The organism is Actinokineospora sp. HUAS TT18 (assembly GCF_051364635.1).
Classification (GTDB): domain Bacteria; phylum Actinomycetota; class Actinomycetes; order Mycobacteriales; family Pseudonocardiaceae; genus Actinokineospora.
The window spans coordinates 6399101-6412985 of sequence record NZ_CP195645.1 but is presented as its reverse complement, the minus strand read 5'-3'; the positions used below and the strand labels follow the sequence as shown (position 1 = coordinate 6412985).

Here is a 13885-nt window from a genome sequence, read left to right as displayed (position 1 = left end):
GTCGATCGCTTCGCCAACGTAACGCTGGCGGGTTCGGCCGCGAGATGACACGTGTCCGCACGATGCGGTCACAGTAAGAAAGCTAGGAGAAACGTATGGCCCAGGGCACCGTCAAGTGGTTCAACTCGGAAAAGGGCTTCGGATTCATCGCCCCCGACGACGGCTCCTCCGATGTGTTCGTGCACTACTCGGAGATCCAGTCGAACGGGTTCCGCACCCTCGAGGAGAACCAGAAGGTGCGCTACGAGGTCGGCCAGGGCGCCAAGGGCCCCCAGGCGACCGGTGTGACCGTCATCTGACACTCGTCTCAACCGCGCGGGTGATCCCCGCGTAACCCGAGACCTTCACCGAAGAGAGCCCCGCTTGTGCCGAAGCGGGGCTCTCTTCCGTTGTATATGTCCACAATGGACGTAGTTGTCCACAGGTCGTGCGCCCCCGCTCCCGCTGTGCCGCCGGGTCCGACAGAATGGGGATCCACCGCGGACGAGGAAGCAGGAGTGATGACCGACCAGGCGCACGGGATCCATCAGCGCATCGCCGAGGAGCTCGGCGTGCGCGAACGGCAGGTGGCCGCTGCCGTCGAGCTGCTCGACGGCGGGGCGACGGTCCCGTTCATCGCGCGCTACCGCAAAGAGGTCACCGGCACCCTCGACGACGCGCAGCTGCGCACCCTCGACGAGCGCCTGCGCTACCTGCGCGAGCTGGAGGAGCGCCGCACCGCGGTCCTCGACTCGATCCGCGAGCAGGGCAAGCTCGACGACGCGCTGACCGCGCAGATCATGGCGGCGGACTCCAAGGCCCGCCTCGAGGACATCTACCTGCCGTTCAAGCCGAAGCGGCGCACCAAGGCCCAGATCGCGCGCGAGGCCGGGCTGGAGCCGCTGGCCGACGGCCTGCTCGGCGACCCGACCGTCAACCCGGAGGCCGCCGCGGCCGCGTTCGTCGACGCGGACAAGGGCGTCGCCGACGTGAAAGCCGCGCTGGACGGCGCCCGGTCGATCCTGGTCGAGCGCTTCGCCGAGGACGCCGACCTGATCGGCGAGCTGCGTGAGCGCATGTGGGAGCGCGGGGTGCTCGCCTCGAAGGTCCGCGAGGGCAAGGAGACCGACGGCGCCAAGTTCGCCGACTACTTCGACTTCTCCGAGCCGTTCGCGAAGCTGCCGTCGCACCGGGTGCTGGCGATGTTCCGCGGCGAGAAGGAAGAGGTCCTGGAGCTGGTCATGGAGGCCAGCCCCGACGTCGACCCGACAGTCGTGCCCGCGGTGCGCACCGACTACGAGGTCCGCATCGCCCAGCGCTTCGGGATCACCTCGGAGGGCCGCGCCGCCGACAAGTGGCTCAACGACACGGTTCGCTGGGCGTGGCGCACGCGCATCCTGGTCCACCTCGGCATCGACCTGCGCGGCAGGCTGCGCCAGGCCGCCGAGGACGAGGCCGTCCGCGTGTTCGCCGCCAACCTGCGCGACCTGCTGCTGGCCGCCCCCGCCGGGACGCGGGCCACCATGGGCCTCGACCCGGGCTTCCGCACCGGCGTGAAGGTCGCCGTGGTCGACGCGACGGGCAAGGTCGTGGCGACCGACACGATCTACCCGCACGTGCCACAGCAGCGGTGGGACGAGTCCCTGGCCACGCTGGCGAAGCTGGCCGCGGCGCACAAGGTCGAGCTGGTCGCGATCGGCAACGGCACCGCGTCGCGGGAGACCGACAAGCTCGCCACCGACCTGATCGCCAAGTTCCCGGCGCTCAAGCTCACCAAAGTGATGGTGTCCGAGGCGGGCGCGTCGGTGTACTCCGCCTCGGCCTACGCCTCCCAGGAACTGCCCGACCTGGACGTGTCGATCCGCGGCGCGGTGTCGATCGCCCGCCGCCTGCAGGACCCGCTGGCCGAGCTGGTCAAGATCGACCCGAAGTCGATCGGCGTCGGCCAGTACCAGCACGACCTGTCCGAGATGAAGCTGTCGCGCTCGCTGGACGCGGTGGTCGAGGACTGCGTGAACGGCGTCGGCGTCGACGTCAACACCGCCTCGGCCCCCTTGCTGACCAGGGTGTCCGGCATCGGCGCGGGCCTGGCCGAGAACATCGTCGCCCACCGCGACGCCCACGGCCCGTTCCGCTCGCGCAAGGGCCTCAAGGAGGTCCCCCGCCTGGGCGCCAAGGCTTTCGAGCAGTGCGCGGGCTTCCTCCGCATCCCCTCGGGCGACGACCCGCTCGACGCCTCCAGCGTCCACCCCGAGGCATACCCGGTGGTCCGCCGCATCCTCACCGCCACCGGCGTCGACCTCCCGGCCCTGATCGGCAACACGTCCACCCTGCGCGCCCTGCGCCCGGAGAAGTTCGTCGACGAGACCTTCGGCCTCCCCACCGTCACCGACATCCTCGCCGAACTCGAGAAGCCCGGCCGCGACCCCCGCCCCGCCTTCAAGACGGCGACCTTCGCCGAGGGCGTCGAGAAGCTGGCCGACCTCAAACCAGGCATGACCCTGGAAGGCGTCGTCACCAACGTCGCCGCCTTCGGCGCCTTCGTCGACATCGGCGTCCACCAGGACGGCTTGGTCCACGTCTCGGCCCTGTCCCGCACATTCGTCAAGGACCCCAGGGACGTGGTGAAGTCGGGCGACGTGGTGAAGGTCAAGGTGCTGGAGGTCGACATCCCCCGCAAGCGCATCTCGTTGACCTTGCGCCTCGACGACGAACTCCCCACCCCGGGCCAGCCCGCCTCCGGCCGCCCCAAGGGTGGCCGCCCCCAGCAACACCGCTCCGGCGGCGACCAACGCCGGGGCGGCAACCGCTCCGAGCCCCCCGCTTCGGGTTCACTGGCCGACGCCCTGCGCAAGGCGGGCTACAAGGGCTGAGACCGCTGTATCGGATGAGCTGGACGGCGCCGTCGTCCAGCTCATCTTGAGTCTCGCCCCCGATCAAATCGGTCGCCACACTCCGCCCGCGGCGGGCACCATGCCGGGTATGCCGACAATCCGGACATTCGAGGATCGCGACCAGGACGCGGTGACCGCGCTGTCGCTGCGCGCGTGGGCGCCGGTGTTCGCCTCCCTGCGGAACGTCCTCGGCCCGCTGTTCGACCTCATGCACACCGACTGGCGCGTCGACCAGCGGCGGGCGGTTGAAGCCGTCTGCCAGGACGTGGAAATCCCGACGTGGGTGGCCGAGGTGGACGGGGCCGTCGCCGGGTTCGTGGCGTGCAAGCTCGACCACGGCGAGCGCATGGGCGAGATCTACATGATCGCCGTCGATCCCGACCACCAGCGCCGCGGTGTCGGAGCGGAGCTGGCGGACTTCGCGCTCAACTGGTTCAAGGACAACGGCATGGCCCTCGCCCTGGTCGAGACGGGCGGCGACCCCGGCCACGCCCCCGCGCGCCGCGCCTACGAGCGGGCCGGGTTCACGCCGCTGCACACGGTCAAGTACTTCAAGGCGCTCTAGGAGAGTCGGCGGATCCGGCGCGCGCACACCCAGGCGAGCAGCCCCGCCAGTGCCAGGAACAGCGCCGTCTCGATCCATTGCAGCGCCCAGAACCGGCTCGCGGGCTGGTAGGTGATCCGCTGCCGGTAGCCCTCGTCGGCGAGTTTGGTGAAGCACGGGGCAGCCTCGTCGGCGCCCGACCGCGGCGTCGGCCCGGGTGGCGGCAGGCAGCTCACCAGCCACGCGGGCGGGCTGACCACGTTCCCCGCGGCGTCGATCGTCTCGTTCGACAGGATCCACGCACCCGGTTGGGCCGCGACCGCGAGTTCCTGCAACTCGCCCTTGGCGCTCAGGCTGAGCATGGTGATGTTGTCCGGCGTGACCGTCACGGTCTCCTGCGCCGACGGCATGAGATACGGGCGGACCAGCAGCGGCGTCCCGAGCTGCACGCCCACCACGACCGCGAGCGTGACCGCCATCGTGAGCACGGTGCGCCGCAGCAGCACGCCGATGGCGACGCCGACCATGAAGGCGAACACCGCGTGCCCGACGGGCACGATCCCCCGCGCGCCGAACACCAGTGGCGTGACGCGGGCGCCGAAACCGCGGGCGCCTGCGATGTCGAGCGCGTCGTCGATCGGGTCGGCCCACCACGTGACCGCCAGGCTGAGCAGCCCGGCGACCGCGGCGGCGGCCAGCCCGGTGACGGCGAGTTTCGTTGCCAGCCAACGGGTTCGGGTGACGGTCTGGTTCCACACCAGGCGGTGGGTGCCCGCCTCCAGCTCCCGGGTGATCAGCGGCGCGCCCCAGAACGCGCCGATGATGGCGGGCAGCAGGTACATGACGACGATCCCGGCCTCGTAAAGCGTCACGTCGGCGGCTTTGAGCTGAGCGAGGTCGGTGCCGAACAGCGGTTGGCCCGCGATCACCAGCACCGCGGCGAGGGCCACCAGGATCGCGCAGGCCGCGGCGGCCTGGGTGCGGAACTGACGCCAGGTCAGCCAGATCACTGAACTACCTCCAGGGCGGGGCGGGGTCCGGCGGCGGGCTTGCTCATGTAGGCGAGGACGAGATCCTCCAAGCCGACCGAGCTGACCATCCACATCGGATCGAGAATGGGCGACTCGGTGCGCACGAGCAGCGTGGTCTGCCGGTCGGTGTGGCTGGCGGAGACGATGTGCTGGTCGGCGGGGAGCGTGTCGACGTCGCGGCGGGGGCCGGTCAGGCGGTGGTGGGTGGCCAGCAGGTCCTCGACCTCCCCCGCGATCCGCACCTGCGAGGCGACGAGCACGACGAGGTGGTCGCAGACCCGTTCGAGGTCGGCGACGAGGTGGGAGGACAGCACGACGCTGAGCCCGTGTTCGGCGACGGCCGCCATGAGGTCCTGCAGGAACTCGCGCCGGGCGAGCGGGTCGAGCGCGGCCACCGGCTCGTCCAGGATCAACAGCTCCGGCCGCTTCGCGATCCCCAGCGTCAGCGCGAGCTGCGCGCGCTGGCCGCCGGACAGCTTCCCGGCCCGCTGCTCCGGATCGAGTTCGAGCCGTTTGACCCGCTCCCACGCGAGGGCGTCGTCCCACCCCGGATTGAGCCGCGCCCCCAGCCGCAGGTGATCGCCGACGCTCAACCCGGCGTAGGTCGGAGTGTCCTGCGCGACGTAGCCGACCTTGGCCAGCTGGTCGAGCCCACTGCCGGGACGGCCGCCGCACACCTCGATCGTGCCCGTCGTGGGCGCGAACATGCCCGCGGCCAGGTTCAGCAGCGTGGATTTGCCCGCGCCGTTGGGGCCGACCAGTCCGGTGACGTGCCCGGCGGGGATCTCCAGCTCGCAGCCGGTCAGCGCCCAGCGCCTGCGGTACTTCTTGCCCAGCCCGCGGGCCGACAGGATGGCGGTCACGCTATGTCCTCCCGAACGGCGTCGCGAAACGTGGTCTGGAACAGCGCCTCGATGCTCTCGTCGTCGAGCCCGGCCCGCCGGGCCTTGCCCAGCCACCGCCGCAGGTCCTGCCGCAACGGCCCGATCGCGGCGAACGACCCCTCGGCCAGCGTCCCGGTCACGAACGTCCCCACCCCCGGCCGGGCGGCGACGAGGCCGGAGTGTTCGAGCTCGCGGTAGGCCTTGAGCACGGTGTTGGGATTGATGGCCAACTGGGCGACGACGTCCTTGACCTTGGGCAACTGGTCACCCTCCCGCAACACCCCCAACCGCAAGGCGTGCCGCACTTGCTGGACCAGCTGCTGGTAGGGGGACAGGCCGGACCGGCCGTCCAGGTGGAACTCGATCACTGCACCTCCATTTATCTAGCTAACTAGCACTATAGGGAGATGCGGAGTGCGCGGCAAGGAGATGCCGACGTTCCCAACTCGACCCATCACGGCAGTTGCGGGTTGTACCGTGGCGGGAAGTCGTCGGGAGATCGAAAGAGGACCAGTGGTCGCGCAGCAGCAGGTGCCAAACACGCGGTACGGCGGGGTCTGGTACTACGTGGTGACGATCGTGACCGGGGGCGTCTTCGCCGTCATCCCGTTCGTTCACGCGGCGAGCAGGCTTGGGCGGCGGTCCGTGTGGGCGCGGGCGGCGTTGTTCGGCGCCATCGACGCCGTCATGTTCGTGGTCGTCAGTCTGCGCGAGGGGCGTAGTGACGAGCCGGTCGACACCGTCCTCGCCGTCATCGCCATCGCGGTGATCATTGGGGCCTGTGTGCAGTTGCGGCCGTTGCGGCGGGAGGTGTTCGGGCCCGCGGTGCCGCAGGATCCGGCCGTCGCCCGCGTGCTGGTGGAGCGGGGCAAGCGGGACGAGGCGCGGGCGTTGGCCGAACGGGATCCGCTGATGGCTCGGGAACTGGGCATCGGGCGGCCGGACCTGAGCCGCACCTACGACGACGGCGGTCTGGTCGACCTCGCCGCCGCGCCCGCCGACGCCATCGCCGCGTTCTGTGGGCTCGCGGTGGCGGACGCGGAGCGCGTCGTCGCGGCGCGCGGGGTGTTCTCCAGTGTGGACGAGTTGCTGGTCGTGGTGGAGCTGCCCATCGAGGCGTGGGAGCGGGTTCGGGATCGGGGTGTGGTGGTGCGCGCCTGAAACGCCTGTATCAGGGGCGGCTGTCCGTGCATCCGTTGTAGGTCAGCACGACCGAAAGGATGCATCATGACTTACGGCACCGACGTCGCCGCTTCGGCGACACGGATGGCGGGGGACGCCGAGCAGGCGGTTCGGGCGGCCGCGGCCGACCTGGGCGTCAAGGTCGACCTGGAGCGGCTGGTCTACGGCTGGTCCAGTGGCGGCGCGGTCGCGTTCGCACCCGCTTACGACCTGCCCGATCTCACCGAGGCCGACGTGGCCAAGGGCGCGACCGTCGGCGTTCTCGTGGCCGCGCCCGGGGAGGACGACGCGAAGGTCCGCGGCGGGTTGCGGCTCGTCTACTCCGCGACCACCGGCCAACTGGTCGACGGAGACGGCGCGACAGTCGCCACCTCCGACATCCAGGCCGTCCCGATCCCGGCGAACCGGCGGCCCGCCTCGGCGTCGGTCGAGGTCGGCGGGGTCACCGTCACCGTGGGGTGGCTCTACATCTGCTTCGACTGGGACGACCCGCCCGGCACCCCGGGCGGCATGTGCCACCAGACCTGTTACGGCTGGCACTGACAGCCCCGGCGGCGTGGCCCCGAATCAGACCGGGTGAGTCTCCGCTTGGGGACACTCCTAGGGACCAGTGTGACTAGTCCGGTCTGAACCGAGGCCACGCCGCCGGGACTCACACCGCCTCGCGCACCCGCCGCCGGGCCGCGCGCAGGAGTTCGGTCGGGAGGCCGTCGAACGGGAAGTAGTGGTCGCCCCGCACAGCCGAGTGGGTGAAGGAACGCGTGGTGTAGCGGGCCCATTCGAGGCCGAGCGCGGGGGTGGCCAGCGGGTCGTCGGTGGCGTGCCACACCACCAGGTCCAGGTCCATCGGGGTGCTGTCCGGGTGGTAGCCGACGATCAGCCCGAGGTCGGCCCGCAGCGCGGGCATGAACAGCCCCCGCAGCGGCGACGTGCGCAGGATCGGGTTCACCGCGCCCATCTCGGCCAGCGCGTCGATCAACGCGTCGTCATCCATGTCCAGCAGTGGGGCGAACAGCCGGGCCGACGACTGGTGTGGCGGCCGCGATCCGGCCAGCACCACGAACTCCGGCCGCGGCAGTCCTTCCGCGACGATCCGCTTGCCGACCTCGAAGGCCAGCAGGCCACCGAGGCTGTGTCCGAACACGGCGTACCGCCCGGGTCGGGCGACGACCGGCGCGAGCGACGTCGCGAGGTCGACCAGCGACGTCGGGTGCGGCTCGCCGCGGCGGGTCGCGCGGCCGGGCAGGTCGACCGGCTCGACGGCGAACTCCGGCGGCAGGCCCGAGACCCACGACTTGAACAGGGCCGACGATCCGCCCGCCGGAGCGAAGCAGACCAGCCGGAGCGGGTCAGAGGTCATGGGTCCGGGCCGCCTTCCGGTGATCAGAGGTCGAGCACGTCGCGCAGCGCGTCGACGCGGTTGGTGCGCTCCCACGGCAGGTCCAGGTCGGGCCTGCCGAAGTGGCCATAGGCGGCGGTCGGCGCGTACAGGGGGCGCAGGAGGTCGAGGTCGCGGATGATCGCGCCCGGCCGCAGGTCGAAGACCGACCGGATGGCCTCCTGGATCTTCGTCGGGTCGACCGTCTCGGTGCCGAAGGTCTCGACGAACAGACCGACCGGCGCGGCCTTGCCGATCGCGTAGGCGACCTGGACCTCGATGCGCGTGGCCAGACCGGCCGCGATGGCGTTCTTGGCGACCCAGCGCATCGCGTACGCGGCCGAGCGGTCGACCTTCGACGGGTCCTTGCCCGAGAACGCGCCGCCGCCGTGGCGGGCCATGCCGCCGTAGGTGTCGACGATGATCTTGCGGCCGGTCAGGCCGGCGTCACCCATCGGGCCGCCGACGACGAAGCGGCCCGTCGGGTTGACCAGCAGCCGCGAACCTGAGCTGTCGAGGCCGAGCTCGGCCAACTCCGGCGCCACGACGTGCTCGCTGATGTCCGGCGCGAGCAGGCTGTCCAGGCTGACGCCCTCCGCGTGCTGCGACGAGACGACCACGGTGTCGAGGCGGACCGGCTGGTCGCCCGCGTACTCGATGGTGACCTGGGTCTTGCCGTCCGGGCGCAGGTACGGCATCACGCCGGACTTGCGGACCGCGGTCAGCCTGCGCGCGAGCCGGTGGGCCAGCGCGATCGGCAGCGGCATGAGCTCGGGGGTGTCGGTGCAGGCGTAGCCGAACATCAGGCCCTGGTCACCGGCGCCCTGGCGGGCGATCTCGTCGTCGTCGCCCTCGACGCGGACCTCGTGGGCGGTGTCGACGCCCTGCGCGATGTCCGGAGACTGCGCGCCGATGGCGATGTTGACACCGCAGGAGCGGCCGTCGAAGCCCTTGGCCGACGAGTCGTAGCCGATCTCGATCACCCGGTCGCGGACGATGCCGGGGATGTCGGCGTAGGCCTCGGTGGTGACCTCACCGGCGACGTGCACCTGGCCGGTGGTCACCATCGTCTCGACCGCGACGCGGGACCTGGGGTCCTTGGCGAGCAGCGCGTCGAGGATCGAGTCGCTGATCGCGTCGCAGATCTTGTCCGGGTGGCCCTCGGTGACCGACTCGGAGGTGAATAGGCGGCTGGTCATGGATCAGGCCCCTTTCCGGGCGAGAACTGTCTTTTCACACACTGGATGCGGCGGTCTTCCGGGCGCTGTCGAACGAGTCGAGCCAGTCCGCGACGCTGGGCGCGCGAAGTAGAGCGGTACCCACTAGCAGGCCCCTATAGCCGAGGTCGACGAGTCGGGCCGCGGTCTCGGGGGTGTCGATGCCGCTGGCGCTGACCGGGGCGCGGGTGCCGGCGGCACGCAGGAACGGGAGCATCCGCTCGCTGCGGGACAGGTCGCCGGTGTCGCGTTCGCCGGTCTTGATGTCCTTGTTGTTGACCGCGATCACGCACTGGTCGGCCGCGGTGATCCCGGCGATCTCCGACTCGGCGGTGATCTCGACGAACGGGGTGAGCTCCAGCGACAGCGCGGCGTCGATCAGGTTGGCGAGGCTGGAACGGGTGAGCAGACCGGCGGTGAGCAGCACGGCGGCGGCGCCGGACTTGCGGGCCTGCTGGATGTGGTCGCGGCGGGTGATGAAGTCCTTCTGCAGCAACGGCTTCCCGGTGCGGTCCGCGACCTCGCGCAGCAGTTCCGGCGTCCCGCCGAACCAGCGGCCGGTCACCACGGACACGCACGCGGCGCCCGCGGCCTCGTAGTGGGCGACGACCTCGGCGACGGTCCGGCCGCCCATCAGGTCGTTGCCGTGCGGGTCGCGGCGCTTGACCTCCATGACCAGCGGCCGCCGCGCGCCGAGCAGCGCGTCGATGAATGGGCTCATCATCCCACTACCTCTCTGGACCGGGCCGTGCGCCACTCCACCGCGATGGCCGCGACATTGCCGCCACTGAACCGTCCACTGTGGTCACGCGCGGCGGTGTCGACGTCGATGCCGAGGTACCCGGGATAGCTTGTCAGCAGCGGATAGTCGGCGCGGTTCTCGGCGTTGATCCCGCCCGCGAGCAGGAACGGCAGCGTCAGACTCGGCAGGAGGTCGGCGACCGCGGACTCCAGCAGCTGCTGACCGGTGCTGCCGACCTGGCCGTTGTCGCCGACCCGGTCGAGCAGGAACACGTCGGTGCCCGCCCGCTCGTAGGCCGGGACAAGCCTGCGTTCCACGCAGTCGCCATCGGACACATGCAGGACCTTGACGATCTTCAGTCCGCTGTAGCCCTTCTTGCGCAATCCCTTGACCACCAACGGCGACTGGTAGGCGTGCAGCTGCACCCAGGTGATCCCGGCGCGGACGAGCACGTCGCTCAGCCGGTCGACATCGCTGAGGAACGTCACCAGGACCGGCTCCAGCACACCCGTCGCGCGCGCCGCGGCGGCGAGCTCGACCAGGGTGTCCAGGTCCAGCTCCGCCGGGCCGCCCGGCACACCGTGCCAGAGCCCGACCAGGTCGGCGCCCGCGGCGGCGAGCAGCTCGACGTCGGCGACCGAGGTCGCCCCGCACGTCTTGAGCAGGGTCTCCTCCCTGCCCGCCGGGGAGGTCATAAGCCCATCATCGATGCGACTCGGTTGTACTGGATCTCGGTGGTGCCCGAGTAGATGGTGCCCGCGACGGCGTTGCGGACGTCCTTCTCCAGCCCGGTCTCGGCCATGTAGCCGTGGCCGCCGAAGATCTGCACCGCGGCCAGGCTGGAGGCCAGGTTCGCCTCGCTGGTGATCAGCTTGGCGATGGCCATCTCGGTGGTGACGTTGTAGCCCTTGGCGAGGCGCTCGGCGGTGTCGTACAGCCAGCGGCGCGAGTTCTCCACGGCGATGCGCATGTCGACCAGCTTGTTCGCGACCGCCTGGTAGGAGCCGATGGGCTTGCCGAACTGCAGGCGCTGCTTGGCGTAGGCCAGGCAGCGGTCGAGCCGGTGCTGCATCTCGCCGACGTTGATGATGAAGGAGAACAGGATCTCCCGCTTCATCACGTGGTCGAGCACCAGGAACCCGCCACCCACCCGGCCGACGACCTGGGTGGCGGGGATCCGGCAGTCGTCGAAGAACAGCTCGCTGAGCGGCGACGTGCGCAAGCCCATCTTCTTCATGGGCTTGCCCACGGTCAGCCCAGGGGTGTCGCGGTCGACCAGCAGCGCCGTCACGCCGAGCGCGCCGCCCTCCGGCCGCGTCTTCGCGTAGACGACGAACACGTCGGCGATCGGGGCGTTGCTGACGAAGGTCTTGCTTCCCCGCAGGACGAACTCGTCGCCGTCGCGGTCGGCGGTGGTGAGCATCCGCAGGGCGTCGGAGCCGCCCTCGGACTCGGTGATCGCGTGGGCGCCGATCAGCTCGCCGGAACAGATCCGCGGCAGGTAGCGCTGCTTCAGCTCCGGGGAGCCGAAAGCCTCCAGCGGGACGCCGGTGCTGCACATGCTGGTGGTGACCGAGAAGTTCAGGCCGCCGTCGCGGTTGCCCTCACCCAGGGCCTCCAGCACGCCCATCGTGGTGACGATGTCGAGGCCGAGCCCGCCCCACCGTTCGTCGAACGGCAGGCCGAGGATCCCCGACTCGCGCACCAGTTTCCACTTGTCCCAGGAGAACGTACCTTCCTCGTCCCGCTCGACGTGGTCGGCGCTGAGCGCCTCGCACCACTGCGCGATACCCGCGCGCAGCTCGATCTGATCGGCGTTCCACTCGATCACCGCGACACCGCCTTGTCTTAGTAGTGCGAGGAACCGGCCTCGTCGAGGCTGTGCACCTCGTCGCCGCGCAGCGCCGGGGAGAACACGCACACCAGGCGCAGGTCCTCGTGCGGGCTGGCGATCAGGAAGTGCGCGTCGTGCTTGTCGAGGGCGTACATCGTGCCCACGGTGATCGGGAACGAGTTGCCGTCCATGTCGACGACCTCGCCGGACCCCTCGATGCAGTAGCAGGCCTCGAGGTGGTTGCGGTACTCGAGCAGCGACTTGGTGCCCGCGCGGACCGTCGTGTCGGTCAGGGTGTAGCCCATGCCGTCGGACTCGACGAGGAATCGCCTGCTCAGGCCGTTGCCCCACTCGACAGTGCGGACCCCGGAAAGCTCACGGATGATCATCGTGTTCTCCCTGTGTGCAGTGGGTGGTGGGGGTGGAGTGACCGGACGAAGTCGTGGAAGTCCGCGACCACGTCCCGGCCCCGCGTCAGGGCGCTCTCCACCACGGCGACCCCGGCGGACCCGACGATGACCGCGTCGGCCCCGACCCCGTGGATCGCCTCGACGTCGCGCCGCGTGCGAACGCCGAAGCCGACCGCGATCGGCGCCGTGGCCGTCTCGCGCAGGCGGGCGACCGTGCCCGCCAGATCGGCGTAGCCCGCCGCGGGCGCCGAACCGCTGCGCCCGTAGTGAGCCACCAGGTAGATGTAGGCCGTCGCCTTCGCGGCGGCCTCGGCCAGCACCTCCGGAGGGGACTTCCGGTGGTAGCAGGTGGTCACGATGGGCAGCGCCGCCGCATCCGTGGCCAGGTGGTACTCGGCCTTGAGCCGCGGCGGCAGGCCGTGCACGAGCAGGCCGTCGACCCCGGCGGCGGCGACCTCGTCGGCCACTGTGGACAGTGAACGGCGCTTGAGGGAGTGACTCCAGTCGACCAGCAGCGCGATCTTCAGCCTGCGCGTGCTGGTCTTGGCGATGAAGTCGAGGGTGGCGTCGAGATCGACACCGTTGGCGAGGGCCCGGTTGGCGGACTGGCGGACGGTGAGCCCGTCGGTCACGGAACCGGGGAAGGGAACCGCCAGCTCCAGACAGTCCACCCCGGCCTCATCGAGCATGGCGACGAGATCGGCGAGCACGTCGAGCGGCGGATCACCGGCGTTGAGGAACAGCGCCAGCCCGGGGGTGTTCGCCGGACGTCGCGCGAAGAATGCCTCAGGCATGGAGCACCGCCGTGTGCTTGCGGAGGCGGTCCACCAGCGAACGCGCGGCTCCGTCTCGCAGCGCGGACTCGGCGAGCCGGTACGCGTCCGGCCAGGCGGGGGTGTGCCCGCTCGCCACGGCCAGTGCGGCGGCGTTCAACGCGACCGCTTCGAGCGCGGCCCGGTTCGCCTTGCCCGCCAGGACGTCGAGGAAGTGGTCGACCAGCGATCCCGGCTTCTCCCCGAGATCGTCCAGACCGCCCTCGCCGCCTGCCAGCACGCCGGGTGAGACCCGGATCGGGCCGCCGTCGTTGGTGTGGATCACGTTGTGGGCGAAGCCGAGCAGCTCGTCGGCCCCGAAGTCGTTGGCGCACAGCCAGATCCGGCGCTCCTGCGCCGCCGCCAGCTCGCGCAGCGCGGACAGCGACACCGCGCCGGACACGCCCGTGACCTGGGCCGAGACCGGAACCGTGGCGATGAACGGGCCCAGAGCGTTGAGGAACTTGCCGAACGGGCGCATCCCCAGCGGCACCAGGGTCCGCGCCATCCGCGTCAGCACCGACGGGTACACGAACGGGCCGGTGAAGGCCACACCCCAGGCGGCCAACGCGTCCTCCGTCTCGGGCAGGGACTTGGTCATGCGCACGCCCAGGCGTTCCAGCAGGTCGATCGACCCGGCGCTGCCCGTGTAGGCGCGCGAGCCGGACTTGACCACCGGCACCCCCATCGCCGCGGCTGTGAAGGCCGCGGCGGTGGAGATGTTGAACGTGCGCGGTCCGCCGCCGGTGCCGACGATGTTCACCGCGCCCGGCCACGGCTCCACACCCACGCGCACCGACCTCACCAGTGCGCGCAGGGATTCCGGGTCGGGCAACTGAGTCGACAGCGACGCCAGCAGCGCGGCGATCTCGGCCCGGTCGACGGCGTTCGACTCGATCCCGTCCCACAGTGCGCGCCACGCGGGCTCATCGACCTCACCTCGCCCCGTGACCAGGGCCGCGATCACCTCGTGCATGG

General features: G+C 70.7%; 16 protein-coding genes. 5 read left to right on the top strand and 11 right to left on the bottom strand.

What is annotated here, in order from left to right:
• The first annotated feature begins 95 nt into the window (after positions 1-95).
• The 3 genes from ACSHT8_RS29760 to ACSHT8_RS29750 all read left to right on the top strand — a co-directional run bounded on the left by ACSHT8_RS29760 (position 96) and on the right by ACSHT8_RS29750 (position 3438).
• A complete protein-coding gene (locus tag ACSHT8_RS29760) occupies positions 96-299 on the top strand; it encodes a cold-shock protein (protein ID WP_436494565.1) in 204 nt (67 codons plus the stop codon).
• Positions 300-500: 201 nt separating this feature from the next.
• A complete protein-coding gene (locus ACSHT8_RS29755) occupies positions 501-2852 on the top strand; it encodes a Tex family protein (RefSeq protein WP_436494563.1) in 2352 nt (783 codons plus the stop codon).
• A gap of 109 nt (positions 2853-2961) precedes the next feature.
• The gene (locus ACSHT8_RS29750; protein ID WP_436494561.1) at positions 2962-3438 is read left to right on the top strand and encodes a GNAT family N-acetyltransferase; all 477 of its coding nucleotides are present in this window, start codon (positions 2962-2964) and stop codon (positions 3436-3438) included.
• Here ACSHT8_RS29750 and ACSHT8_RS29745 read toward each other — a convergent pair.
• From ACSHT8_RS29745 to ACSHT8_RS29735, 3 genes are read right to left on the bottom strand one after another with little or no spacing between them, the layout of a single operon-like run.
• Positions 3435-4427 (bottom strand): transporter, encoded by a 993-nt coding sequence (locus ACSHT8_RS29745; protein ID WP_436494559.1) that lies wholly within the window; start codon positions 4425-4427, stop codon positions 3435-3437. The two genes, ACSHT8_RS29750 and ACSHT8_RS29745, sit on opposite strands and share 4 nt — an antisense overlap.
• Entirely contained in the window at positions 4424-5311 is an 888-nt protein-coding gene (locus ACSHT8_RS29740; protein WP_436494557.1) for an ABC transporter ATP-binding protein, read from the bottom strand. Before ACSHT8_RS29740 ends, ACSHT8_RS29745 begins: the two co-directional genes overlap by 4 nt.
• Entirely contained in the window at positions 5308-5700 is a 393-nt protein-coding gene (locus tag ACSHT8_RS29735) for a GntR family transcriptional regulator (RefSeq protein ID WP_436494555.1), read from the bottom strand. Before ACSHT8_RS29735 ends, ACSHT8_RS29740 begins: the two co-directional genes overlap by 4 nt.
• Positions 5701-5845: 145 nt before the next feature.
• Between ACSHT8_RS29735 and ACSHT8_RS29730 the strand changes: the two genes are divergently transcribed.
• Positions 5846-6493 (top strand): ComEA family DNA-binding protein, encoded by a 648-nt coding sequence (locus tag ACSHT8_RS29730; protein ID WP_436494553.1) that lies wholly within the window; start codon positions 5846-5848, stop codon positions 6491-6493.
• Positions 6494-6559: 66 nt separating this feature from the next.
• On the top strand, positions 6560-7057 hold the full coding sequence (locus tag ACSHT8_RS29725; RefSeq protein WP_436494551.1) for a hypothetical protein: 498 nt from the start codon (positions 6560-6562) through the stop codon (positions 7055-7057).
• Positions 7058-7166: 109 nt separating this feature from the next.
• Here the strand turns inward: ACSHT8_RS29725 and ACSHT8_RS29720 are convergent, their stop codons facing one another.
• From ACSHT8_RS29720 to ACSHT8_RS29685, 8 genes are read right to left on the bottom strand one after another with little or no spacing between them, the layout of a single operon-like run.
• Complete coding sequence (locus ACSHT8_RS29720) at positions 7167-7874, bottom strand: thioesterase II family protein (protein WP_436494549.1); 708 nt, start codon at positions 7872-7874, stop codon at positions 7167-7169.
• A gap of 23 nt (positions 7875-7897) precedes the next feature.
• Positions 7898-9091, bottom strand: coding sequence for a methionine adenosyltransferase (gene metK, locus ACSHT8_RS29715; protein WP_436494547.1), 1194 nt, complete (start codon positions 9089-9091; stop codon positions 7898-7900).
• A gap of 34 nt (positions 9092-9125) precedes the next feature.
• Positions 9126-9833 carry a hypothetical protein gene (locus ACSHT8_RS29710; RefSeq protein WP_436494545.1) on the bottom strand — a complete coding sequence of 236 codons (708 nt, stop codon included), beginning with the start codon at positions 9831-9833 and terminating at the stop codon, positions 9126-9128.
• Positions 9830-10546: a phosphoribosylanthranilate isomerase gene (locus ACSHT8_RS29705; RefSeq protein ID WP_436494543.1), complete on the bottom strand. Its 717-nt coding sequence runs from the start codon at positions 10544-10546 to the stop codon at positions 9830-9832. The genes ACSHT8_RS29710 and ACSHT8_RS29705 overlap by 4 nt, the downstream gene beginning before the upstream one ends.
• Positions 10543-11682, bottom strand: coding sequence for an acyl-CoA dehydrogenase family protein (locus ACSHT8_RS29700; RefSeq protein ID WP_436494542.1), 1140 nt, complete (start codon positions 11680-11682; stop codon positions 10543-10545). Before ACSHT8_RS29700 ends, ACSHT8_RS29705 begins: the two co-directional genes overlap by 4 nt.
• Before the next feature lie 17 nt (positions 11683-11699).
• Positions 11700-12074, bottom strand: a complete 375-nt coding sequence (locus tag ACSHT8_RS29695) for an ectoine synthase (protein WP_436494540.1) — start codon at positions 12072-12074, stop codon at positions 11700-11702.
• Positions 12071-12889: a tryptophan synthase subunit alpha gene (trpA, locus tag ACSHT8_RS29690; protein ID WP_436494538.1), complete on the bottom strand. Its 819-nt coding sequence runs from the start codon at positions 12887-12889 to the stop codon at positions 12071-12073. The genes ACSHT8_RS29695 and trpA overlap by 4 nt, the downstream gene beginning before the upstream one ends.
• The gene (locus ACSHT8_RS29685) at positions 12882-13883 is read right to left on the bottom strand and encodes a hypothetical protein (protein WP_436494536.1); all 1002 of its coding nucleotides are present in this window, start codon (positions 13881-13883) and stop codon (positions 12882-12884) included. The genes trpA and ACSHT8_RS29685 overlap by 8 nt, the downstream gene beginning before the upstream one ends.
• Positions 13884-13885: the final 2 nt, after the last annotated feature.